At 67.4% G+C, this 22,010-nt stretch carries 20 protein-coding genes; 9 read left to right on the top strand and 11 right to left on the bottom strand.

Annotated features, from left to right (window positions below):
* Nucleotides 1–37 precede the first annotated feature (37 nt).
* Nucleotides 38–523, top strand: a complete 486-nt coding sequence (locus tag BKK80_RS17720) for a YajQ family cyclic di-GMP-binding protein (RefSeq protein ID WP_071015218.1) — start codon at nucleotides 38–40, stop codon at nucleotides 521–523.
* A 23-nt stretch (nucleotides 524–546) separates the two neighbouring features.
* On the opposite strand, the gene BKK80_RS17715 is transcribed toward BKK80_RS17720, so the two are convergent.
* From BKK80_RS17715 to BKK80_RS17705, 3 genes are all read right to left on the bottom strand, one after another.
* On the bottom strand, nucleotides 547–1,017 hold the full coding sequence (locus tag BKK80_RS17715; RefSeq protein ID WP_083384141.1) for a DUF192 domain-containing protein: 471 nt from the start codon (nucleotides 1,015–1,017) through the stop codon (nucleotides 547–549).
* 176 nt (nucleotides 1,018–1,193) lie between these two features.
* Nucleotides 1,194–1,415: a hypothetical protein gene (locus tag BKK80_RS17710; protein ID WP_071015215.1), complete on the bottom strand. Its 222-nt coding sequence runs from the start codon at nucleotides 1,413–1,415 to the stop codon at nucleotides 1,194–1,196.
* Between the two features lie 125 nt (nucleotides 1,416–1,540).
* Nucleotides 1,541–2,167 (bottom strand): pseudouridine synthase, encoded by a 627-nt coding sequence (locus BKK80_RS17705; RefSeq protein WP_071015213.1) that lies wholly within the window; start codon nucleotides 2,165–2,167, stop codon nucleotides 1,541–1,543.
* A 258-nt stretch (nucleotides 2,168–2,425) separates the two neighbouring features.
* On the opposite strand from BKK80_RS17705, the gene icd reads away from it, so the two are divergent.
* Nucleotides 2,426–3,676, top strand: a complete 1,251-nt coding sequence (gene icd, locus BKK80_RS17700) for an NADP-dependent isocitrate dehydrogenase (protein WP_071037923.1) — start codon at nucleotides 2,426–2,428, stop codon at nucleotides 3,674–3,676.
* Nucleotides 3,677–3,929: 253 nt separating this feature from the next.
* On the opposite strand, the gene BKK80_RS17695 is transcribed toward icd, so the two are convergent.
* Nucleotides 3,930–4,136, bottom strand: a complete 207-nt coding sequence (locus BKK80_RS17695; RefSeq protein WP_071015208.1) for a cold-shock protein — start codon at nucleotides 4,134–4,136, stop codon at nucleotides 3,930–3,932.
* A 462-nt stretch (nucleotides 4,137–4,598) separates the two neighbouring features.
* Here BKK80_RS17695 and clpS point away from each other — a divergent pair, with 462 nt between their 5' ends.
* The 4 genes from clpS to BKK80_RS17675 all read left to right on the top strand — a co-directional run bounded on the left by clpS (nucleotide 4,599) and on the right by BKK80_RS17675 (nucleotide 9,268).
* Entirely contained in the window at nucleotides 4,599–4,925 is a 327-nt protein-coding gene (clpS, locus tag BKK80_RS17690; RefSeq protein WP_071015205.1) for an ATP-dependent Clp protease adapter ClpS, read from the top strand.
* Nucleotides 4,922–7,219 (top strand): ATP-dependent Clp protease ATP-binding subunit ClpA, encoded by a 2,298-nt coding sequence (gene clpA, locus BKK80_RS17685; RefSeq protein WP_071015202.1) that lies wholly within the window; start codon nucleotides 4,922–4,924, stop codon nucleotides 7,217–7,219. Before clpS ends, clpA begins: the two co-directional genes overlap by 4 nt.
* A gap of 152 nt (nucleotides 7,220–7,371) precedes the next feature.
* A complete protein-coding gene (locus BKK80_RS17680; RefSeq protein ID WP_071070358.1) occupies nucleotides 7,372–8,388 on the top strand; it encodes a tripartite tricarboxylate transporter substrate binding protein in 1,017 nt (338 codons plus the stop codon).
* A gap of 28 nt (nucleotides 8,389–8,416) precedes the next feature.
* Nucleotides 8,417–9,268, top strand: coding sequence for a VOC family protein (locus tag BKK80_RS17675; protein ID WP_071070355.1), 852 nt, complete (start codon nucleotides 8,417–8,419; stop codon nucleotides 9,266–9,268).
* Between the two features lie 35 nt (nucleotides 9,269–9,303).
* Here the strand turns inward: BKK80_RS17675 and dut are convergent, their stop codons facing one another.
* The 6 genes from dut to BKK80_RS17645 all read right to left on the bottom strand — a co-directional run bounded on the left by dut (nucleotide 9,304) and on the right by BKK80_RS17645 (nucleotide 16,938).
* Nucleotides 9,304–9,798 (bottom strand): dUTP diphosphatase, encoded by a 495-nt coding sequence (dut, locus tag BKK80_RS17670; protein WP_071037928.1) that lies wholly within the window; start codon nucleotides 9,796–9,798, stop codon nucleotides 9,304–9,306.
* A 185-nt stretch (nucleotides 9,799–9,983) separates the two neighbouring features.
* Complete coding sequence (locus tag BKK80_RS17665; protein ID WP_071070906.1) at nucleotides 9,984–10,988, bottom strand: LLM class flavin-dependent oxidoreductase; 1,005 nt, start codon at nucleotides 10,986–10,988, stop codon at nucleotides 9,984–9,986.
* 38 nt (nucleotides 10,989–11,026) lie between these two features.
* On the bottom strand, nucleotides 11,027–12,235 hold the full coding sequence (gene coaBC / locus BKK80_RS17660) for a bifunctional phosphopantothenoylcysteine decarboxylase/phosphopantothenate--cysteine ligase CoaBC (protein ID WP_071037929.1): 1,209 nt from the start codon (nucleotides 12,233–12,235) through the stop codon (nucleotides 11,027–11,029).
* A gap of 168 nt (nucleotides 12,236–12,403) precedes the next feature.
* A complete protein-coding gene (gene lspA / locus BKK80_RS17655; protein ID WP_071015188.1) occupies nucleotides 12,404–12,931 on the bottom strand; it encodes a signal peptidase II in 528 nt (175 codons plus the stop codon).
* Complete coding sequence (gene ileS / locus BKK80_RS17650) at nucleotides 12,931–15,822, bottom strand: isoleucine--tRNA ligase (RefSeq protein WP_071015185.1); 2,892 nt, start codon at nucleotides 15,820–15,822, stop codon at nucleotides 12,931–12,933. The genes lspA and ileS overlap by 1 nt, the downstream gene beginning before the upstream one ends.
* 120 nt (nucleotides 15,823–15,942) lie before the next feature.
* Nucleotides 15,943–16,938 carry a bifunctional riboflavin kinase/FAD synthetase gene (locus tag BKK80_RS17645; protein ID WP_071015183.1) on the bottom strand — a complete coding sequence of 332 codons (996 nt, stop codon included), beginning with the start codon at nucleotides 16,936–16,938 and terminating at the stop codon, nucleotides 15,943–15,945.
* A 185-nt stretch (nucleotides 16,939–17,123) separates the two neighbouring features.
* Here BKK80_RS17645 and BKK80_RS17640 point away from each other — a divergent pair, with 185 nt between their 5' ends.
* Nucleotides 17,124–18,914, top strand: a complete 1,791-nt coding sequence (locus BKK80_RS17640; RefSeq protein WP_071070353.1) for a hybrid sensor histidine kinase/response regulator — start codon at nucleotides 17,124–17,126, stop codon at nucleotides 18,912–18,914.
* Nucleotides 18,915–18,978: 64 nt separating this feature from the next.
* Here the strand turns inward: BKK80_RS17640 and BKK80_RS17635 are convergent, their stop codons facing one another.
* Nucleotides 18,979–19,638 carry a response regulator gene (locus BKK80_RS17635; protein ID WP_071015178.1) on the bottom strand — a complete coding sequence of 220 codons (660 nt, stop codon included), beginning with the start codon at nucleotides 19,636–19,638 and terminating at the stop codon, nucleotides 18,979–18,981.
* Nucleotides 19,639–19,912: 274 nt separating this feature from the next.
* On the opposite strand from BKK80_RS17635, the gene purN reads away from it, so the two are divergent.
* Together purN and BKK80_RS17625 are read left to right on the top strand one after the other, a co-directional pair.
* Nucleotides 19,913–20,566, top strand: a complete 654-nt coding sequence (gene purN, locus BKK80_RS17630) for a phosphoribosylglycinamide formyltransferase (RefSeq protein WP_071070351.1) — start codon at nucleotides 19,913–19,915, stop codon at nucleotides 20,564–20,566.
* Nucleotides 20,563–21,996 carry an RsmB/NOP family class I SAM-dependent RNA methyltransferase gene (locus BKK80_RS17625; RefSeq protein ID WP_071070349.1) on the top strand — a complete coding sequence of 478 codons (1,434 nt, stop codon included), beginning with the start codon at nucleotides 20,563–20,565 and terminating at the stop codon, nucleotides 21,994–21,996. Before purN ends, BKK80_RS17625 begins: the two co-directional genes overlap by 4 nt.
* The last annotated feature ends 14 nt before the right edge of the window (nucleotides 21,997–22,010 follow it).

Below are 22,010 nucleotides of genomic sequence, written 5' to 3'. Positions count from 1 at the left end.
CGGCGCTTCCGGGGCAATTGCTTATCAGGAGAAAGAAATGCCGTCGTTTGACGTAGTGTGCGAAGCCAATATGGTCGAAGTGAAGAATGCCGTCGAGCAGGCCAACAAGGAGATCTCGACGCGCTTCGACTTCAAGGGATCCGACGCCCGCGTCGAGCAGAAGGAAGGTGAGCTGACCGCTTTCGCCGACGACGATTTCAAGCTGGGCCAGGTCAAGGACGTGCTGATCAACAAGATGGCCAAGCGCAACGTGGACGTGCGCTTCCTCGACTACGGCAAGGTTGAAAAGATCAGCGGCGACAAGGTCAAGCAGGTCGTCACCATCAAGAAGGGAGTGACGGGCGACCTGGCCAAGAAGATCGTGCGCATGATCAAGGACAGCAAGATCAAGGTCCAGGCCAGCATCCAGGGTGACGCCGTGCGCGTGTCGGGCACCAAGCGCGACGACCTGCAGAGCGTCATCGCCTTGCTGCGCAAGGACGTTTCCGAGGCGCCGCTCGACTTCAACAACTTCCGCGACTGAGCGGCGGCGCCCGTCCGGGCGCCTCAGCGCATCTGCGGCGCCCTCGGCAGGCCGCCGATGCGCGCGCCGGCCTTGATTCCCTTCTGCTTGAACCAGCCCTGGTTCATCTCCAGCGCGTAGCGCACCGCCGCACGCGGACAGTGGTTGTCCTCGGTCTGCGGCGCCATGTCCTCGATATTGACGATGGTGCCGTCATCGGCCAGGAAGGCGATCGACAGCGGCAGGTCGGTGTTCTTCATCCAGAAGCAGTTGCCGGCCTTCTGCTCGAAGACGAACAGCATGCCGTGGCTCGCCGGCATGGTCTTGCGGTACATCAAGCCGATCTCGCGCGACTCCGGTGTGGCAGCCACTTCGGTCTGGATCGCGTACATGCCGGCGGTCAGCTGGATCTCCGGCAGGCCGGTCTGCGCCTGCGCGGCTGCGCCTTGTGCGAAGGCGAGCGTGGTGGCGGTCAAGGCGGCAAGTTGAAGCAGGATCTTGGACGCGGGAGACATGGCGTAGGCGTGGGGTCAGCGTTACTGCGTTAGGGGAAGGGAAAGGCCAGGCGCAAGGATAACCCGGACACAGGCTTGCGTGCCGCGCGGCACGCGCATGAAAAAAGGCAGGCCGTCCGAGGGACTGCCTGCCTTTGCACGCACCGCCGAGGCGGTGCGAAGCGACTTCCGAAGTCTTACTTCGAAGCGCCTTCTGCCGGAGCGGAGGCGGGAGCGGCTTCTGCCTTCGAAGCGGCCTTCTTGGCGTGCTTCTTCTTGCTGTGCTTCTTCTTGGCGGGCTTCGCTTCAGCCTTGGCAGCGGGCGCTGCAGCGTCAGCAGCAGCCGGAGCCGAAGCTTGGGCGAATGCACCGGTGGCGAACAGGCCGGAAACCAGAGCAGCAGCGATCAGTTTGTTCATTGCGATTCCCTCGAAATTTGAACGCATTCGGAAGTGATGACGCGTAATTGGACGTGTCACGATCAACAACGGGGCCACCACGCGATCGGTTGACGCGAGAGAGACAGGAATCTTTCCGGCATTTGTTAGCGTTTGTAACCCTTGCGCCTCACCACCGGCGCGCGAGCCTGTCGCCCGGGGCTGGCGGGGCCGGACAGGCCGAGCAGAGCCGGTGTGATTTCCCGCCATTCGCCAGGCATCAGCCCGAGCGTGAACAGGTCGAGGCCACCGATCGCCGTGCGTACCAGGCGCAGCGTCGGGTGTCCGACGGCTGCGGTCATCCGTCGCACCTGGCGGTTCTTGCCTTCGCGGATACGCAGTTCTACCCAGGTGGTGGGGATGGCGGCGCGGTAGCGGATGGGCGGATCGCGCGGCCACAGGGTGTCTGGCGTATCCACCAGGCGCGCCTGCGCCGGCAGCGTGCGGAAGTCGCCGAGGTCGAGGCCTGCGCGCAGTGCTTGCAGGGCGGCCTCGTCGGGCACGCCTTCCACTTGCGCCAGATAGGTCTTGACGAGCTTGTGCTGCGGGTCGGCGATGCGGGCCTGCAAGGCACCGTCGTCGGTCAGCAGCAGCAGGCCTTCGCTGTCGGCGTCGAGCCGGCCGGCCGGGTAGACGCCGGGCACGGCCACGCATTCGGCCAGCGTCGGCCGCGTCGGGTGCGGCGAGAACTGGCTCATGGTGTTGTACGGCTTGTTGAGGGCGAGCAAGGTCATGGGGCCGAAGTATGCCCGAGGCTCGATGCACGCGGACACTGTCGGCGGGCCATGGCGGCTGCCGGGAAATTGCTGCATAATTTAAATATAGTCTTATGTCTTATATAAGACTTTCGGCGCGATCACCGATCGGGGCACGGCGATGTGGCGGATGCAAGACACGTTCGCCCGCTACAATCTCCTGCTGTGTCCCTATCTCGCTGTCCGCTCACGCAAGCGACGGCGGCCGTTACAACCCCGTTCCGCACTGGAGACGTCATGTATCAACACATCAAAGTTCCGGCTGGCGAAAAGATCACGGTCAACCAGGACTTTTCGCTGAACGTACCGGACAATCCCATCATTCCCTTCATCGAGGGGGATGGCACGGGCTTCGACATCACGCCGGTGATGCTCAAGGTGGTGGACGCCGCGGTAGCCAAGGCCTACGGCGGCCAGCGCAAGATTTCCTGGATGGAGATCTACGCAGGCGAGAAGTCCACCAAGGTCTACGGTCCCGATGTGTGGCTGCCCGACGAAACCCTCGATGTCCTGAAGGAATACGTGGTGTCGATCAAGGGGCCGCTGACCACCCCGGTCGGCGGCGGCATCCGCTCGCTGAACGTGGCGCTGCGCCAGCAGCTCGATCTCTATGTCTGCCTGCGCCCGGTGCGCTATTTCAAGGGAGTGCCGTCGCCGGTGCGCGAGCCCGAGAAGACCGACATGGTGATCTTCCGCGAGAACTCGGAGGATATTTATGCCGGCATCGAATGGGAAGCCGGGAGCGAGCAGGCGCGCAAGGTGATCGCCTTCCTGCAGAACGAGATGGGGGTCAGGAAGATCCGTTTCCCCGATACTTCCGGCATCGGCATCAAGCCGGTCTCGAAGCAGGGCACGCAGCGCCTGGTGCGCAAGGCGATCCAGTACGCCATCGACAACGACAAGCCGTCGGTGACGCTGGTGCACAAGGGCAACATCATGAAGTACACCGAGGGTGCCTTCCGCGACTGGGGCTATGAACTGGCCCAGCAGGAGTTCGGCGCCCAGCTGGTCGACGGCGGCCCGTGGTGCAAGTTCAAGAACCCGAAGACCGGCCGCGACATCGTCATCAAGGACGCCATCGCCGATGCCTTCCTGCAGCAGATCCTGCTGCGTCCGGCCGAGTACTCGGTGATCGCGACGCTGAACCTGAACGGCGACTATATCTCCGACGCGCTGGCGGCCCAGGTGGGCGGCATCGGCATCGCTCCGGGTGCCAACCTGTCGGACTCGGTGGCCATGTTCGAGGCCACGCACGGTACCGCGCCGAAGTATGCCGGCAAGGACTACGTGAACCCGGGCTCGGAGATCCTGTCGGCCGAAATGATGCTGCGTCACATGGGCTGGACCGAAGCCGCCGACCTGATCATCCGCTCGATGGAGAAGTCCATCCTGTCGAAGCGCGTCACCTACGACTTCGCCCGGCTGCTGGAAGGAGCGACGCAGGTGTCGTGCTCGGGCTTCGGCCAGGTGATGATCGACAATATGTGAGGGGGACAGGGCTGGCCGCAGTACCGCTGCGGCCCCTGCCGGGCCAGATCCGGCAAATAAAAAAGCCGGCCGCTCGGGCCGGGCTTTCTTGTCGGATGCGGCAGCGTACCGCCGATGTTCGCTGGGAGGTCGGGGCTGCCGGCCGCGTATCGCGGTGCGGGCCTGCCTGTCGCCTCCCGGCGTTTCCCGTTCCGGGGGTACCGCATTTCCTTGGGCCGTCTCGCGCTCTGTCGGGCGGGTACGGCCGGCGCCCTCAGGACGCGTCCTGGATGTTGGTGGCCTGCTTGCCCTTGGGGCCTTGCACGATCTCGAAGGAGACGCGCTGGCCTTCCTTCAGGGTCTTGAAGCCATTCATCTGGATCGCCGAGAAATGCGCAAACAGCTCTTCTTCACCATCGTCGGGCTTGATGAACCCGAAACCCTTGGCGTCGTTGAACCATTTGACGATACCGCTTGCCATAAACTCCCCCAACAAAGAAACAGATATCAAGCGGGGAAGCCTGTTGAGCGGCCGCACGGCGCCCGCACGCCCGCTCCGGCCAAGGCAGCGGCCCGGGACGGGCGCGGCCGGTGGCGACGGCTCGGACCTTGCGTGAAGCGTGACGGTCGTTCCCGAGGGATCGGGGTCGATGGGCCTCCCTGCCCACCAAGCTCCTCGTCCGGATGGATCGTTTGGCTCGTTGAACCAGACAAGGATGCACTTTTGATTCTTCGGTCAAAGTTTCGCACTGTCAAGCTGGCAGAATCCCCACTCCTGAGCGGGTGTGGCAGGAATGGAACGGCGTCGCGCCTGCGCGGCGGCCCCGGGGCGTGCCGGTCGCGGCAGGCGGTGTGTGGCCGGCTGCCTTTTGTCCGGGCGGCCCTTGAATCCCGGTGCTTCTCCCCAAATTGCAGAGTTGTGAGTAAGGGTTAGAATAAAGCCATGGCTACGAGGCTGGCGAATGTCCCACAACGCGGAGCGGACACTGTACTGGAGCGGAAAGAGCAGGCGCTCAAACCGCCCGCCATGTACAAGGTGGTGCTTCTGAACGACGACTACACTCCGATGGAGTTTGTCGTCATGATCCTGCAACAATATTTCAGCAGGGACCGAGAAACGGCGACGCAGATCATGCTCACGGTGCATCGGGAAGGGAAAGGCGTCTGCGGTATCTATACCAGGGATATCGCGGCGACGAAGGTCGAGCTGGTGTCAACCCACGCGCGGCAGGCGGGCCACCCCCTGCAGTGTGTGATGGAGGAAGCATGATTGCGCAAGAATTGGAAGTCAGCCTGCATATGGCGTTTGTCGAGGCCAGGCAGGCACGCCACGAGTTCATCACCGTGGAGCATCTGCTGCTGGCGTTGCTTGACAACCCCACCGCAGCCGAAGTCTTGCGCGCCTGCGCGGCCAATATCGAGGATCTGCGCACCAGTCTGAAGAACTTCATCGCCGACAACACGCCGGTAGTGCCAGGCACCGACGAGGTCGACACCCAGCCGACGCTGGGCTTCCAGCGCGTGATCCAGCGCGCCATCATGCATGTGCAGTCGACCTCGAACGGCAAGAAGGAGGTCACCGGCGCCAACGTGCTGGTAGCCATCTTCGGCGAGAAGGACTCCCATGCCGTCTACTACCTGCAGCAGCAGGGCGTGACCCGGCTGGACGTCGTCAATTTCATCAGCCACGGCATCCGCAAGGACCAGGCCGAGCCCGCCAAGCAGGGCGAGGGCAATGCCGAGGGCGAGGGCGGCGACGGCAAGGAAAGCCCGCTGGAGCAGTACACGCAGAACCTGAACGCGCTGGCCAAGGCCGGCAAGATCGACCCGCTGATCGGTCGCGAGGCCGAGGTCGAGCGCGTCGTCCAGGTGCTGTGCCGCCGACGCAAGAACAATCCGCTGCTGGTCGGCGAGGCCGGCGTCGGCAAGACCGCCATCGCCGAGGGCCTGGCCTGGCGCATCACCAAGAACGAGGTGCCCGACATCCTCGAGCGCGCGGTCGTCTACTCGCTGGACATGGGCGCGCTGCTCGCCGGGACCAAGTACCGCGGCGATTTCGAGCAACGCCTGAAGGGGGTGCTGAAGTCGCTGAAAGACAATCCGAATGCGATCCTCTTCATCGACGAGATCCATACGCTGATCGGTGCCGGCGCCGCTTCGGGCGGCACGCTGGATGCCAGCAACCTGCTGAAGCCGGCGCTGTCCTCGGGCCAGCTCAAGTGCATCGGCGCGACCACCTTCACCGAATACCGCGGCATCTTCGAGAAGGACGCGGCGCTGTCGCGGCGCTTCCAGAAGATCGATGTGGTCGAGCCTTCGATCGACCAGACCGTGCAGATCCTGCGCGGCCTCAAGTCACGCTTCGAGGAGCACCACGGTGTCAAGTACGCGGCAGCGGCGCTGACCGCGGCGGCCGAACTGTCGGCGCGCTTCATCACCGACCGCCACCTGCCTGACAAGGCGATCGATGTGATCGACGAAGCAGGCGCCGCCCAGCGCATCCTGCCCAAGTCCAAGCAGAAGAAGACCATCGGCAAGAGCGAGATCGAGGATATCGTCTCGCGCATCGCCCGCATCCCGCCGCAGAGCGTCAACCAGGACGATCGCAGCAAGCTGCAGACCCTGGACCGCGACCTGAAGTCGGTGGTGTTCGGACAGGATCCGGCCATCGAGGCGCTCGCTTCGGCGATCAAGATGTCGCGCGCCGGACTCGGCAAGACCGACAAGCCGATCGGCTCCTTCCTGTTCTCCGGCCCGACCGGCGTGGGCAAGACCGAGGTGGCCAAGCAGCTTGCCTTCATCATGGGCATCGAGCTGATCCGCTTCGACATGTCGGAGTACATGGAGCGCCACGCGGTCAGCCGCCTGATCGGCGCGCCTCCGGGCTACGTCGGCTTCGACCAGGGTGGCCTGCTGACCGAGGCTGTCACCAAGAAGCCGCACTGCGTGCTGCTGCTGGATGAGATCGAGAAGGCGCATCCGGACATCTTCAACATCCTGCTGCAGGTGATGGACCATGGCTCGCTGACGGACAACAACGGCCGTCGCGCGGACTTCCGCAACGTGATCATCATCATGACCACCAATGCGGGCGCCGAGACCATGAACCGCGCCACCATCGGTTTCACCAACACGCGCGAGCGCGGTGACGAGATGGCAGATATCAAGCGCATGTTCACGCCGGAGTTCCGCAACCGCCTGGATGCCACCATCAGCTTCCGTGCGCTGGACGAGGAGATCATCCTGCGCGTCGTGGACAAGTTCCTGATGCAGCTCGAGGAGCAGCTCCACGAGAAGAAGGTGGACGCCGCCTTCAGCGACAGGCTGCGCAAGTTCCTGGCCAGGAAGGGCTTCGACCCCCTGATGGGCGCGCGCCCGATGCAGCGCCTGATCCAGGACATGATCCGCAAGGCGCTGGCCGACGAATTACTGTTCGGCAAGCTGGTGAGCGGCGGCAAGGTGATGGTGGACCTCGACGACGAAGAACACATCAAGCTGGACTTCGCCGAGGCGGACGCCGAGCCCCCCGAGGCGCCGGAAAGCGAGCAGAAGGCCGAAGCCTGAGCTTCTTCCGGCCGGCCAGGGCACCAAAAGTGCCGCATTCAGCGCCGGTGGCCCGCAAGTCGTGGTATTCTCGGGCGAGACATGGGGCGGCAGTGATGCCGCCCCTGCTTTTTCGCGCCGGCTCCGCCGTCCGCTCCTAGCACGAGTCACCGATGTCCAGTCACGACCGCCGGCAGGTGCGCCGCCTGCTGCTCAAATCGCTGCCGCTGGGTACGCTGCCGTTCCTGCCGCCGACCCTGGCGGGCCCCGTCTCAGGCGTTGGCGAGGCAGGGGCCGGCAACGGCCGGCCGATCACGCTGGTGCTGCCGTTTCCTCCCGGCGGGAGCGTCGACATTGTCGCGCGGCAACTGCAGCCGGGTTTGAAGAATGCGCTCGGGCAGGTCGTGGTGATCGACAACAAGCCTGGCGCGGGCGGGCTGATCGCCTCTAGCCTGGTGGCCCGGGCCCGGCCGGACGGAAACACCCTGCTGATGGCTTTCGATACGCACGCCATCAATCCCTTTGCCTACAAGCGCCTGCCCTACGACACCTTCCGCGATTTCACCCCCATCTCGCAACTGGTGCGCTTCCCCCTGGTGATTGCCGCCCATCCGTCGCTGCCGGCCGCCAATGTGCGGGAGCTGGTGGCGCTGGCCCGCGCGGAACCGGGTGCGGTGCGTTATGCCTCGTCCGGCGTCGGCAGCCTGAACCAGCTGGCGGCCGAGGCACTGGCGACAGAGGCGGGGGTGCGCTTCCTGCATGTGCCCTACAAGGGAGGGGGACCCGCGGTTCAGGCGGTGCTGGCGAACGAAGTCGACCTGTTCTTCAGCAGCTATGCGGCCGTGCAAGCCCATATTGCCGCCAAGACCATCAAAGTGCTGGGCGTCACCGGCAGCACCCGCCTGCGTGAGCTGGCGCAGGTGACTACAGTGGCCGAGCAGGGCTTTCGTGGCTTCGAGGCCTACTCCTGGATCGGCGTGTTCGGCCCGGCTGGCATGGCCGCGCCTGCCGTGGCCCGTCTGCAGGCGGCACTGGCCGGCGCGCTGCGCCAGCCGCGGGCGCAGGAGGCCTTGGGCCAGCAGGGCTTCGAGATCGTGGCGGGCAGTCCGGCAGAACTCGAGCGCCTGGTGCGCCGCGAGCACGACAAATGGCTGGCCGTCGCCCGCAAGGCCAACATCCGCTTCGATTGAGCTCACTGGGCGAGGAGACGGTATCGACATGGCAACTCGCAGTGCGGAACCCTTCGACCACGCCGTGGTGGTCTGTCCCGATCTCGACGCCGCGGCGCAGTCCTGGCGCAGGCTCGGTTTCACGCTGACGCCGCGCGGCTTCCATACGCTCGGCTCGCAGAATCACTGCGCCATGCTGGAGCAGGACTATCTGGAGCTGCTGCACGTGACCGAACCCACCCCCAGCCGGCGCTACTATTGGGATGCCCAGGCTGCGGGCGGGGGCTGTGCCGCCATGTCGTGCAAGAGCCGCGATGCTTTCGGCACGGCTGCGGCGCTGCGGGCCGAAGGATGGCACACCTCCGATCCGATCGAGTTCTCGCGCCCGGTGCGGCTGGAGGATGGCAGCGAGCAGCCGGCCACCTTCCGCGTGATGGCCATCGACGACGCGCCCGGCGCGCGCTATTTCGCCTGCGAGCACCGTACCCCCGAACTGCTGTGGCGGCCCGAATGGATGGCACACGCCAACGGGGCGCGCGCTATTGGTGCCATGTTCCTGGTGGTGGCGCCTGCGCTGGTCGAGGCGACCGGGCGGGCCTATGCCGAACTGACCGGCGCGGAGCTGACGGAGCTCAGCGAGCATGTGTGCAGCCTGGCCATCTGCGGCGCGACGCTGGTGATCAGCACGCCGCAGGCACTGGCCTCCGCGACCGGTACGGTGCATGTCCAGCGCTGCGTGCCGGGCTACGCGGCGATCCGCCTGCGTACCGCCGACCTGGCTGCCGCGCGTGCCCTGTGGCGCGAGGCCGGCGTGCAGGCTGCCGAACTCGGGTCGCACGAGAGCCTGGTGCCGGCCAGCCAGGCCGGCGGGGTGGCGCTGCTGTTCGAACAGGCCACCTGAGCCGGCGCCCCCGGCGCCGGCTCAGGCGCCCGGGCTTATGCTCCCTTGTGGTGCACGCCGGTGGAGCCGAATCCGCCGCTGCCGCGCTCGGTATCGGCCGAGAAGGTTTCCACCGTGGAGAAGACCGGGCGCAGTACCGGCACGAACATCATCTGGGCGATGCGCTCGCCCGGCTGGATCACGATCGGCTCGGTGCCGGGGGCATTGCGGTTCCACACGCTGACCATGATCTGGCCCTGGTAGTCGGCATCGATCACGCCGATCGAATTGCCCAGCACCAGGCCCTTCTTATGGCCCAGACCCGAGCGCGGCACGATGGTGGCAGCCATGTAGGGATTGCCCATGTGCACGGCGAAGCCAGCCGGTACCAGCACGGCAGGCGTGCCGGCTTCGATCGCGAGCGGTGCATCCAGGCAGGCGTGCAGGTCGATGGCGGCAGCCATCTCGCTCTGGTAGGCCGGCAGGCCCCATTCGTGCAGACGAGCGTCCAATACCTTGATTTCGACGGGCGGGTTCAGTTCAGCGGTCATGGCAGAGAATCGGTAGGGCGGAAGGTGTAGGGCAGAAGACGGGCAGGCCGCGCAATGGCAGCGGATTGGAACATGGCCGGCACGAAGCGCGAGTCGCCCGGGGCCGCGGGGGCGGGCGCACGGCCCGCCGCCGGCGAGCCGTGATGATAGCCGAGCGAGGGAAGAGTAGGCGGCCGCCGGGGCGCTCAGGCGCCGTCCTGCAGTGCAAAGGCCTGTGCCAGCAACTCGTAGGTGCGCAGCCGCGCCGCATAGCTGGCAGCCACGCTCAGCACGACAAGCTCATCGGCCGCGAACTGCTCGCGCAGCGCCAGCATCCGCTCGCTGACCTGTTCCGGCGTGCCGCAGATCGTGCGCGGCCGCTCGCGCGCGATGATCAGGCGGTCGCGCTCGGTGGGCTCATGGCCGGCCGCCTGGGCCAGCGAGGGGATGGGAGCGTTGACACCGTAGGCCATCTGCAGCCGGCGCAGGTCGACGGCGCGTTCCAGTGCGGCTGCCTCGGCCCCGGTGTCCGCGCAGATGACGAAGACCGCGGTAGCGCTGTAGGGCTGCGTCTCGTAACCCGGCGTGAAATGGTCGCGGTAATGGCGGGCGACCGCATGGCCGCCGTGCGCGTTGATGAAGTGGGCGAAGGCAAAGCGCACGCCGAGTTGCGCCGCCAGCGCACCGCCGTAGTCGCTCGAGCCCAGCACCCAGATCTCCGGGCGGGTGTCGATCTGCGGCTGCAGCAGCACGCCCTCGGCCAGGTGGTCCGGCGGGACTTCTCCGGCGAGCAGCCAGCACAGGTCGCGCACCTGTTCGGCAAACTGCGCGCCGCGGTCGTAGTCGCCCATGGCCACGGCCTGGGCCGTGCGCATGTCGCCGCCGGGTGCGCGGCCTACGCCGAGGTCGATGCGTCCGGGGAACAAGGCTTCCAGCATGCGGAACTGCTCGGCCACCTTGAACGGGCTGTAGTAGGGCAGCATCACGCCGCCGGAGCCGAGCCGGATGCGCCGGGTCACGCTGCCCAGCCGGGCCAGCATCACCTCCGGCGCCGGATTGCAGACGCCATGCAGCCCGTGGTGCTCGGCGCACCAGTAGCGGGTGTAGCCGAGCGCGTCGGCGGCCTGGGCCAGTTCGATGGTGGCAGCCAGCGCATCGCGCGCGCTGTGCCCGGCGATGACCGGGCTCTGGTCGAGCACGGAGAGCCGCATGGCGGGGCGCCGCGGGGCGTCGCCGACGGGCGCGGCGCTCACGATGCCGCTCCGGTGCCGGCGGGCAGGCGCTGGGCGATGGCGGCCACCAGCAGGCGTGCCAGCGTCAGCTTGTCCGCGCGCGGCAGGCGCGTCATGCCTTGTGCGTCGAACAGCACGATCTCGTTGTCGTCCAGGCCGAAGGTGTGATGGCCGATATTGCCGACCAGCAGGGGCACGCGCTTGCGCTGGCGCTTCTGCTCGCCGTAGGTTTCCAGGTTCTCGCTCTCGGCGGCGAAGCCCACGCAGTAGGGCGCGTCGGGCCGCGCGGCGACGGCGGCGAGAATGTCCGGGTTCTGCACGAATTCCAGTGTCGGCGTGTCGGTGTCGTTGGCTTTCTTCAGCTTCTGCGCGGCGACCTGCGCGGGCCGCCAGTCGGCCACGGCCGCCACCGCGATGAAAACGTCGCTGCCGTGCAGCCCGGCCAGCACGGCATCGTGCATCTGGCGCGCGCTCTGCACATCCGAGCGCGCCACCCCGCGCGGCGTCGGCAGCGCGGTCGGGCCGGCCACCAAGTGCACCTCGGCACCCGCCTCGCGCGCCGCGCGCGCAATGGCGAAGCCCATCTTGCCGGACGAGCGGTTGGTGATGCCGCGAACCGGGTCGATAGCCTCGAAGGTGGGGCCGGCGGTGATCAGCACGCGCCGCCCGGCCAGCACCTTGGGTTGGAAGAAAGCGACGATGTCCTCGAGCAGTTCCTCGGGTTCCAGCATGCGGCCATCGCCGACCTCGCCGCAGGCCTGGTCGCCGCTGCCCGGGCCGAGCACCGTGACGCCGTCCGCGCGCAATTGCGCGACGTTGCGCTGGGTGGCCGGCGCGGCCCACATCTGCCGGTTCATGGCCGGCGCCACCAGCAGCGGGCAGTCGCGCGCGATGCACAGCGTGCTGAGCAGGTCGTCGCACAGGCCGTTGGCCAGGCGCGCCATGAAATCGGTGGAGGCGGGCGCGATGACGATGGCATCGGCTTCCCGCGAGAGGTCGATATGGGCCATGTTGTTGCCGACGCGGTCATCCCACTGCGACCGGAAGACCGGGCGTCCCGACAGCGCCTGCATCGTGACCGGGGTGATGAAATGCGTTGCCGCCTCGGTCATGGCCACTTGCACGGTGGCCCCGGCCTTGGTGAGCAGGCGGACCAGTTCGGCCGACTTGTAGCAGGCGATGCCGCCGGTCAGGCCTAGAACGATGTGCTTGCCGTGCAAATCCATGGTGGGCTCTCGGAAAAGGGAAGATGGCCGCAGGCGTGCGGCGCCGGGCACCCCGCATCATACCGGCTTGCCGCCGGTACTGCCGGGGCTGCCGGGGCTGACGCGCCGGCGCGGAAGGGGAGTCGGGAGAGCGCGGCCCCGGGCATCGTTGCCGGGGCCGCAATGCGCTTACTGGCGCCGCACGCGACGCAGCTCGTCGACGATCAGCAGCGCCGCGCCGACGGTGATGGCGCAGTCGGCGAGGTTGAAGGCGGGCCAGTGGTAGCGGCCTGCGTAGAAGTCGAGGAAGTCGACCACATGGCCGTAGAGCACGCGGTCCACCACGTTGCCCACGGCGCCGCCGAGAATCAGCGACACGGCCAGGCAGAACAGCCGCTGGCCGGTGTGGCGGTACAGCAGCCAGATGATGAACAGGCCGACCACGACGCCCAGGCCGGTGAAGAACCAGCGCTGCCAGCCGCCGGCGTCGGCCAGGAAGCTGAAGGCCGCGCCCTTGTTGTAGACCAGTACCAGGTTGAAGAAGCCGGTCACCGGGCGCGATTCGCCGTAGGCGAAGCTGCGCACGATGACCAGCTTGAGGAACTGGTCGGCCATCACCACCAGCAGGGCGAAGGCCATCCACAGCCAGGGTGTGGTGCCTGCCGCCTTGCTCGGGCGCTTGCTCGAACGCGCCGCGCGCGTGCCCGCGGCGGCCATCAGGCGTGGCTCCGTTGTTCGCCGGCGCCGAACAGGTTGCTGACGCAACGGCCGCACAGTGTGGGGTGGGCCGTATCGGCGCCGACATCCTCGCGGTAGTGCCAGCAGCGCTCGCACTTGGCGTGTGTCGACGGCGTCACGGTCACCAGCAGGTCACCGCCTTCCGGCGCCGGCGTGACGGTGGCGGCGGAGGTCAGCAGCACGAAGCGCAGGTCGTCGTCCAGGCTTTGCAGCGCGGCCAGGGTCGGGCCGCCGGCGCTGATCGACACTTCCGCCTGCAGCGAGGAGCCGATACCGCCCTCCACGCGCACCGACTCGAGCTGCCTGGTCACCTCCGCGCGCACGGTGCGGATTTCGTGCCACTTCTCCAGCAGGCCATCGGCGTGGTCGAGCGCCGGCGTCGCATAGTAGGTGCTGGTGAAGATGGTCTCGTCGTGGCCGGTGCCGTGGCGGAACACCTGCCACGCCTCCTCGGCGGTGAACGACAGGAACGGTGCCATCCAGTGCAGCATCGACTGGGTGATGTGGTACAGCGCGTTCTGCGCGGCGCGGCGCGCGCGCGAGTCCGGCGCGGTGGTGTAGAGGCGGTCCTTCAGCACGTCGAGGTAGAAGCCGCCCAGGTCTTCCGAGCAGAAGGTCTGCAGCTTGGCGACCACCGGGTGGAACTCGTACACGTCGTAGTGCGACAGCACTTCCTTCTGCAGCTGGGCGGTCAGCGCCACGGCGTAGCGGTCGATCTCCAGCCATTCCGACGGCGGCAGCGCGTGCTTGGCATGGTCGTAGTCGGTCAGGTTGGCCAGCAGGAAGCGCAGCGTGTTGCGGATGCGGCGGTAGCCTTCGACCACGCGCTTGAGGATCTCGTCGGAGATCGACAGTTCGCCCGAGTAGTCGGTCGAGGCCACCCACAGGCGGATGATCTCGGCCCCCATCTTGTTGGCGATGTCCTGCGGCGACACGGTATTGCCGATCGACTTGGACATCTTGCGGCCTTCGCCGTCGACGGTGAAGCCGTGCGTCAGCAGCGCCTTGTAGGGCGGCTTGCCGTACAGCATCGACGCGGTCAGCAGCGAGGAGTGGAACCAGCCGCGGTGCTGGTCCGAGCCTTCCAGGTAGAGGTCGGCCAGGCGCCCGTCCGGCGTGTCGGCCGACGGGTCGTACAGTTCGTCCCGGTGCGAGCCGCGGATCACGGTCCAGTGTGTGGTGCCCGAGTCGAACCAGACGTCCAGCGTGTCGCGGTTCTTCTCATAGTGCTCGGCCTCGTCGCCCAGCAGTTCCTTCGGGTCCAGCGCCTGCCAGGCCTCGATGCCGTGCTGTTCGACGCGCTTGGCCACTTCCTCCAGCAGCTCCGGCGTGCGCGGATGCAGCGCACCGGTTTCCTTGTGGACGAAGAAAGCCATCGGCACGCCCCACTGGCGCTGGCGCGACAGCGTCCAGTCGGGCCGGTTGGCGATCATATTGTGCAGGCGCTGCTTGCCCCAGGACGGGTAGAAGGCGGTTGCTTCGATGCCGGCCAGCGCCGTCTCGCGCAGGGTCGGGCCGCTCTCGCCGTTCTCTGCCGTGGGCTCCACGTCCATCCCGGCGAACCACTGCGAGGTAGCGCGGTAGATGATCGGGGTCTTGTGCCGCCAGCAGTGCATATAGCTGTGCGGGTAGTTATGCGAGTTGAACAGGTTGCCCGAGGCCTTCAGCGCCACGACGATCTGCGGGTTGGCGTCCCAGATCTTCATGCCGCCGAACAGCGGCAGCCAGCTCGCGTAGACGCCGTCGCCCATGACCGGGCTGATGATGTCCGCGTCGCGCATGCCGTGCGCCTTGCACGACTGGAAGTCTTCCACGCCGTAGGCCGGTGCCGAGTGCACGATGCCCGAGCCGGTGTCGGTGGTGACGTAGTCGCCCAGGTAGATCGGCGACAGGCGATCGTAGCCGGCGTCCGTCTTGGCCAGCGGATGGTGGAAGTGGATCTCCGACAGCGCCGCGCCGCGCGCGGTGGCGACCACCTTGCCTTCGAGTTCGTAGATCTTGAGTTGTTCCTCGACGCGCTCGGTGGCCAGGATCAGCCAGCCGCGCGGGGTGTCGACCAGTGCGTACTCCACTTCGGGGTGGACGTTCAGTGCCTGGTTGGAGGGGATGGTCCACGGGGTGGTGGTCCAGATCACGATCCAGCCGGGGCGGGCGGCGAGCTGCTCGGCCGGCACCTTGAAGGCGTGCGCCAGCTTGTCGGTCTCGGCGAAGGGGAAGCCGACGTCGATCGACAGATCGGTCTTGTCCTTGTACTCGACTTCGGCCTCGGCCAGCGCCGAGCCGCAGTCGAAGCACCAGTTGACCGGCTTCAGGCCGCGGAAGACGAAGCCCTTCTCCATGATCTTGCCGAGGGCGCGCAGTTCGTCGGCCTCGTTGCGGAAGTTCATGGTCAGATAGGGGTTGTCCCAGTCGCCCAGCACGCCCAGGCGCTGGAAGTCGACTTTCTGGCGGGCAATCTGCTCGGTGGCGTAGGCGCGCGCCTTGGCCTGCACCTCCTGCACCGGAAGCCCCTTGCCGAACTGCTTCTCGATCTGGATCTCGATCGGCATGCCGTGGCAGTCCCAGCCAGGCACGTAGACGGCGTCGAGCCCGGACAGGCCGCGCGCCTTGACGATCATGTCTTTCAGGATCTTGTTGACGGCGTGTCCGATGTGGATGTCGCCGTTGGCATACGGCGGGCCGTCGTGCAGGATGAACTTCTTGGCGCCCTTGCGTGCTTCGCGGATCTTCCGGTAGCGCTGCGTTTCCTGCCATTGCTTGACCCACTGCGGTTCGCGCTTGGGCAGGTCGCCGCGCATCGGGAACGGGGTGTCGAGCAGGTTGACCGGGTACTTGCTTTTCTCGGGCTTGGCGCGTTTGTCGTCGGACATGTCGATTCTCGGGGCAATTCGTCTGGCGCGCGGCGGGCTGGTGGCCCGGGCCGGCGCGGAGTTGGCTGTGGGTGCGTGTGCGGGCGACTCCGCGTCCCGCCGCCTGGCGGGATGCGGCCGCTAGCTAATTCGGTCGGTCGCGGAGGTGGCGAAGTCGCGACCGGCGCCCGGTTCGGGCGTGCCCGGCACCGTCAGGCCGAAGAAGCCGCGGGCCTCGGCGCTGTCCTTGGCAATGGCTGCGGTGAGCTGGTCGAGATTGTCGAAGCGGGCTTCGTCGCGCAGCTTCTTCATGAACTCCACCCGCACCAGCTTGCCGTACAGGTCGCCGCTGAAATCGAACAAGTGGACTTCCAGCAGCACGCGGCCGGCGTCCTCGATGGTGGGGCGCACGCCGATGCTGGCCACGCCCGGCAGCGGATGGTCGGCCAGGCCGTGCACCTGGACCACGAAGATGCCATTGACCGCGGGGCGCTTGTGCGAGATGCGCAGGTTCAGCGTGGGAAAGCCCAGGTCACGCCCGAGCTTGCGCCCGTGGATGACGTGGCCGCTGATCGCATAGCCATGGCCGAGCAGGCGCCGGGCATGTTCCAGGTCGCCCGCCGCCAGCGCTTCGCGTACCGCAGAGCTGGAGATGCGCACGCCGCCCTCGGACACCGAGCCCATCTGCTCGACGTCGAAGCCGAAGTGCTTGCCGGCCTGCTGCAGGTAGGCGAAGTCACCGGCCCGCTTGGCGCCGAAGCGGAAGTCGTCGCCCACCAGTACCCAGCGCGCATGCAGGCCGTGCCACAGCACGTTCTCGACGAACTGCTGTGGCGACTGGCCGGCGAAGTGGGCGTTGAAGTGCTCCACCACGACGCGGTCGACGCCATTGCGGCGCAGGCTCTCCAGCTTGTCGCGCAGCAGGGCGATGCGGGTCGGTGCGCGCTCCGGCATGAAGAACTCGCGCGGATGCGGCTCGAATGTCATCACGCACAGCGGCAGGCCGCGCGCGTCGGCCGCCGCGCGCGCGCGCGCCAGCAGCGACTGGTGGCCGCGATGCACACCGTCGAAATTGCCGATGGTCAGCGCGCAGGGCGCGCGGCTCTCGGCGTTGGGCAGGCCGCGGAAGACTTTCACGAGGACGGCGACAAGCGTTCGGGTAAAGCGAGCATTATAAGTCGAATGGAAGTCCGGCAACGCCGCGTGCCCAGACCTGGCGCCCCGGAATCGGGATTTTTGTGCCGGACAAGCCCTTCCGGCGTGGCGCCCCGCGACAAAAGTGGGCATGATATGGCCGATCGCATTGTTGCTCACGCCTCCTCTTGAACGCGCTGCTCAACCGATTCCTGCCGCCGCCAGGCCCTCCGCTCGACGTCGAGACCCGCGCGAAGCTGCTTGCCACCGTCCATCGCGTCACGCCGACCGGCATCGTGGCCTCCGTGCTGCTGCCGCTGCTGACGACTTTCGCCTTCTGGCGCGCCGCCGTGCAGGGCGCGCTGCTGGCCTGGTGCGGGGTGATGCTGGTCCTGTCGCTGGGAGCAGCCTGGTTCTACCTTGGCTACCGGCGCGACGCCACGTCCATGAGCCGCTCGGCGCACACGCGCAAGTGGTGGACGCATATGCGGGTGCTGGCCTTCCTGACCGGGCTGGCCTGGGGCAGCTCAGCCCTGCTGCACTTCTATACCAGCTCGACCGTCTTCTCGAGCGTGCTCTACCTGCTGACCCTGGGCGTGCTGGCCGGCAGCGTGACGGCCCAGTCGCCGGTGCCCAGCAACCTGATCTATGCGGGCGTGCCGATCCTGGTGCCGAACGTGCTGCTGGCGGAACTGGCCTTTCCCGGCCACGGCGTCTACGTGCAGATGCTGCTGCTGGTCTATATGCTGATGCTGGCGCGCCACGCACTCAATCTGCACCATGCGCTGGTTCGTGCGATCCAGCTCGAGAGCGACAGCCGGCGCCTGGCCAAGCGCTTCCAGGAAGAAAAGGAGCGGGCGCTGCATGCCAGCGAGGAGAAGTCGCGTTTCCTGGCCGCCGCCAGCCATGACCTGCGCCAGCCCGTGCATGCGCTGGTGATGCTGGTCGAGGCGCTGCGCGCACGCAACCAGTCGTCGTCGCTGCATCCGCTGGTGGAGCAGGTGGCAGCGGGCACCCAGACCATCGATCTGCTGTTCCGCTCCCTGCTCGACCTGTCGAAGCTGGAGGGCCGCAAGGTGCTGCCGACGCTCGAACCCTGCGAGGTCGGCAGCCTGATCCGCGACGTGATCAACCAGTTCGCCGCCGACGCGCGCGAGAGTGGCCTGTCCCTGACCTCGCGCGTCCCCGACGAACTGTATGCGATGGCGGAGCCGGTGCTGCTGCGCCGCGCGCTGTTCAACCTGGTGCAGAACGCGCTGCGCTATACCAAGCGCGGCGGCGTGCTGGTGACCGCGCGGCAGCGGCGCAAGCACGTGCGGGTGGAGGTGTGGGACACCGGTGCCGGCATCACGCCCGAGCACCTGCCCGACATCTTCTCGCCCTACTATCAGGTCCACAATCCGCAGCGCGACCCGTCCCAGGGCCTGGGGCTGGGGCTGGCCATCTTCAAGGAATGCGTGCGCCTGATGCGCGGTACCTATGGCGTGCGCTCGGTGCCGGGGCGCGGATCGGTGTTCTGGTTCGCGCTGGCGCCGGTGCCGGCCGACACCGTGGCGACCATCCGTGCCGGGCGCGACGCCGCCCGTGCCGAGGATGCCCGGATCGAGACCCTGCACGGCACCGTGCTGGTGGTCGACGACGACAGCCAGATCCGCACGGCGTGGATCGCGCTGATGGAAGCCTGGGGGATCCGTGTCGCCTGCGCGGCACACGGTGCCGATGCCGATCGCCTGCTGGCCCAGGGGCTGCGGCCCGACATCATCTTCTGCGACCTGCGCCTGCCGGGCAGCGAGAACGGCCTCGACCTGCTCGAGCGCTGGCAGAATTCCCAACCGCAGGCGCGCAGCGCCCTGCTGACCGGCGACCTGAAGTCCGACGCGCTGGCGGCGGCCGAAGAGGCGGGCTATTTCGTGCTGTCCAAGCCGGTCGACCCGGCTTCGCTGCGCCTGTTGCTCAGGCGCTGGCTGCGTCCGGCCTGATCGGTCCGGGACGGTCCGGGACGGTCCGGAGCGCGCCGCCTCCCTCCGGGAGGGGCGCAGGCGCTCACTGGCGCAGGCGGAAGCGCTCCATGCGCGACATGACCTGCATGCGGGTACGCACGCCGAGGCGCTGCAGGATGGCGGAGACGTGCTCCTTGACCGTGTTCTCGGTCAGGCCCAGGCGCCGCGCGATCACCTTGTTCGGCAACCCCTCCAGCACCAGTGCCAGCACCGCGCCCTGGCGCGGCGTCAGGCCGAGCTCGGCCGGGGTAACCGGGATGCCGTGCGCCGGCCCGAAGGACTGGGCGCGACCGTTCAGGGCTTCATCGGTCGGAAAGGCGGTGTCACCGGCGAGCACCTTGCGCACCGCGGCCGTGAAGGCATTGGCGTCCAGGTGCTTGCCGACGAAGCCGCACGCCGACAGGGCGCGGGCGCGCCCGACGATCTCGGGCGTGGCCTCGGCCGACATGAAAATGAAGCGCGCGCCTGGAATGACCGTCTTGAACGACTGCATGGCATCGAAGCCGGTGCCGTCGTTCAGCCAGATGTCCAGCAGGACGATATCCGGCCGCAGGCCTTCATGCAGGCTGTTGAGAGCCTCCCGCGCGCTGCCGGCCGCGTGGACGGCGACATCGGGCATGACTTCCGCCAGGAAGGCGGTAGTCCCGGAGAGGGCCATAGGATGATCATCGACCACCAACAACGTCGGTGCTGCGTTCGACATGCTTATTCCCGTCTAATTTCCCGTCTCGTCCTTTTTTGTTACCAATAATGTCCCATTTCTAAGACAAAACTGACGCGTGGACGTAGGGCCATCCTAGCAGAGGGGGCGAGGCGTCACAATCCATCAATCGGGGGTAGCCGGACTGTGTCCACTGTGCTAAAGCCGGCCTGCGGCGCGGGTTTCCGGTGTTTTAAGTGCCTACTGAGCCGTAATCGGGCGGGTTTTGCGCGCGATTTGCGGCGGGAATGGGGCGCCGCCTTGGTAGAATTGCGCGATGAAAAACATCGTCATTCTGATTTCCGGGCGAGGTTCCAATATGGAAGCCATCGTCCGTGCCTGTGCCAGCGAGGGCTGGCCGGCCCGCGTGGCGGCCGTGATCGCCAGCCGGCCGGACGCGGCGGGCCTGGCCTTCGCTGCTTCCCAGGGCATCGCCACCGCGGTGGTCGACCACCGCCAATATTCCGATCGTGAAGCCTTCGATACGGCCCTGGCCGCCGTCATCGACGCCCATGCCCCCGACCTGGTGGTGCTGGCCGGCTTCATGCGCATCCTGACCCCCTCTTTCGTGGAGCACTACGCCGGCCGCATGCTGAATATCCATCCCTCGCTGCTGCCCAGCTTCCCGGGCCTGCATACCCACCGCCAGGCGCTGGAGGCCGGCGTCAAGCTGCACGGTGCTTCAGTGCATTTCGTCACGCCCCGCCTCGATCACGGTCCCATCGTCGTGCAGGCGGCCGTCGATGTACTGCCGGGCGACACGCCCGAGTCGCTGGCCGCGCGCCTGCTCGACTGCGAGCATCGGATCTATCCGCGCGCCGTGCGCTGGTTCGTGCAGGACCGCCTGCGCGTCGAGGACGGGAGGGTGGAGGTGGAGCCGCCCGAGTCGCAACTGCTGGTCCGACTGCAAGCCGCGGAGGTGCTGCAATGAACCGCCAGGACAACAACCATAACGGCGGCGCGCGCCGCAGCCGCGACGGACGCGACGAGCGCCAACCCGCGCGCGGCAAGGGGCGCAAGGCCTCGCCGCTGCGCCAGCCCGCCCGCCCGCGCGAAGCCGGCGCCGGCGCCGGCGAAATGCGCGCGGGCCACGGCCTGCATCCCTCGCACGTCCAGCACATCGACCGCCTGCTGGGCAAGGTCATGCTGTTCGCGCGTCCGGCCGATGCCGTGGTCAGCCACTATTTCCGCGAGAACCCCAAGCTGGGGCACCGCGAGCGCGGCATCGTCGCCGAGGCGGTGTTCGCCGTCCTGCGCCGCCGCGTCGAGTTCGCCCAGTTCGCCGAGAGCGGCTCGGGCGCCGCGGCACGCCGGCTGGCCCTGCTCGGCCTGGCGGCGACCCAGGGCCGTGACGCCCTGACGTCCCTGCTGTCGCCCGAGGAGGCCGAATGGCTCGACCGCCTCACCACCATCGAGCGTGCCAGCCTGGCGCCGCGCGTGCGCGCCAACCTGCCGGAATGGCTGTTCGACGAACTGGTCAAGCACCATGGCGAGGCCTTTGCGGCTGCCCTGGCCGATGCCTGGCTGCGTCCGGCGCCGCTGGACCTGCGCGTCAACACGCTCAAGGGCTCGCGTGAAGACGCCCTGGCCGAACTGGCCGCGGCCGGTCTGCGCGCCGAGCCGACGCCGATGGCCCCGGCCGGCATCCGCCTGTCGGGCAAGCCGGCGCTGAACAAGCTGCCGCTGTTCGTCAACGGCCTGGTCGAAGTGCAGGATGAGGGCAGCCAGTTGCTGTGCCAGCTGCTGGCGCCGCGCCGCGGCGAGATGGTGGTGGACTTCTGCGCCGGCGCCGGCGGCAAGACGCTGGCCCTGGGCGCCGCGATGCGTTCCACCGGCCGGCTCTACGCCTTCGACGTGTCGGAGAAGCGCCTGGCCAACCTGAAGCCGCGCCTGGCGCGCAGCGGCCTGTCCAACGTGCACCCGGTGCTGATCGACTCGGAGCACGATGCCAAGATCAAGCGCCTGGCCGGCAAGATCGACCGCGTGCTGGTCGATGCGCCCTGCAGCGGCCTGGGTACCCTGCGTCGCAATCCCGACCTGAAGTGGCGCCAGACGCCGCAGTCGGTCCTGGAACTGAGCGCCAAGCAGAGCGCCATCCTGGACTCCGCCGCACGCCTGGTGAAGGCCGGCGGCCGTGTCGTCTACGCCACCTGCAGCGTGCTCGAGGCGGAAAACGAGGCCATCGTGCGCGACTTCCTGGCCGCCCATCCGGACTTCCGCCTGGTGCCGGCCGCCGAGGTGCTGGCCGAGCAGAAGATCGCGCTGGCCCCGTCCGCGGCCGACGGGGAGATGTTCGCCCTGTACCCGCAGCTGCACCAGACCGACGGCTTCTTTGCCGCGGTGCTCGAGCGCCTGCGCTAGTCCATTGCGTCAGA

This window comes from Cupriavidus malaysiensis (genome assembly GCF_001854325.1).
In the GTDB taxonomy this organism is placed as follows: Bacteria; Pseudomonadota; Gammaproteobacteria; order Burkholderiales; family Burkholderiaceae; genus Cupriavidus; species Cupriavidus malaysiensis.
This window is presented reverse-complemented; position numbering and strand designations above follow the sequence as displayed.

Excerpts from the sequence above, each read along its gene's own strand:
- BKK80_RS17695 (WP_071015208.1), bottom strand. The coding sequence starts at position 4,136 with ATGGCAAGCGGTATCGTCAAATGGTTCAACGACGCCAAGGGTTTCGGG.
- BKK80_RS17720 (WP_071015218.1), top strand. The coding sequence starts at position 38 with ATGCCGTCGTTTGACGTAGTGTGCGAAGCCAATATGGTCGAAGTGAAG.
- clpS (WP_071015205.1), top strand. The coding sequence starts at position 4,599 with ATGGCTACGAGGCTGGCGAATGTCCCACAACGCGGAGCGGACACTGTA.
- coaBC (WP_071037929.1), bottom strand. The coding sequence starts at position 12,235 with ATGGATTTGCACGGCAAGCACATCGTTCTAGGCCTGACCGGCGGCATC.
- BKK80_RS17715 (WP_083384141.1), bottom strand. The coding sequence starts at position 1,017 with ATGTCTCCCGCGTCCAAGATCCTGCTTCAACTTGCCGCCTTGACCGCC.
- BKK80_RS17675 (WP_071070355.1), top strand. The coding sequence starts at position 8,417 with ATGGCAACTCGCAGTGCGGAACCCTTCGACCACGCCGTGGTGGTCTGT.
- BKK80_RS17625 (WP_071070349.1), top strand. The coding sequence starts at position 20,563 with ATGAACCGCCAGGACAACAACCATAACGGCGGCGCGCGCCGCAGCCGC.
- lspA (WP_071015188.1), bottom strand. The coding sequence starts at position 12,931 with ATGGCCGCCGCGGGCACGCGCGCGGCGCGTTCGAGCAAGCGCCCGAGC.
- icd (WP_071037923.1), top strand. The coding sequence starts at position 2,426 with ATGTATCAACACATCAAAGTTCCGGCTGGCGAAAAGATCACGGTCAAC.
- BKK80_RS17635 (WP_071015178.1), bottom strand. The coding sequence starts at position 19,638 with ATGTCGAACGCAGCACCGACGTTGTTGGTGGTCGATGATCATCCTATG.
- dut (WP_071037928.1), bottom strand. The coding sequence starts at position 9,798 with ATGACCGCTGAACTGAACCCGCCCGTCGAAATCAAGGTATTGGACGCT.
- BKK80_RS17710 (WP_071015215.1), bottom strand. The coding sequence starts at position 1,415 with ATGAACAAACTGATCGCTGCTGCTCTGGTTTCCGGCCTGTTCGCCACC.
- purN (WP_071070351.1), top strand. The coding sequence starts at position 19,913 with ATGAAAAACATCGTCATTCTGATTTCCGGGCGAGGTTCCAATATGGAA.
- BKK80_RS17705 (WP_071015213.1), bottom strand. The coding sequence starts at position 2,167 with ATGACCTTGCTCGCCCTCAACAAGCCGTACAACACCATGAGCCAGTTC.
- BKK80_RS17680 (WP_071070358.1), top strand. The coding sequence starts at position 7,372 with ATGTCCAGTCACGACCGCCGGCAGGTGCGCCGCCTGCTGCTCAAATCG.
- clpA (WP_071015202.1), top strand. The coding sequence starts at position 4,922 with ATGATTGCGCAAGAATTGGAAGTCAGCCTGCATATGGCGTTTGTCGAG.
- BKK80_RS17665 (WP_071070906.1), bottom strand. The coding sequence starts at position 10,988 with ATGCGGCTCTCCGTGCTCGACCAGAGCCCGGTCATCGCCGGGCACAGC.
- ileS (WP_071015185.1), bottom strand. The coding sequence starts at position 15,822 with ATGTCCGACGACAAACGCGCCAAGCCCGAGAAAAGCAAGTACCCGGTC.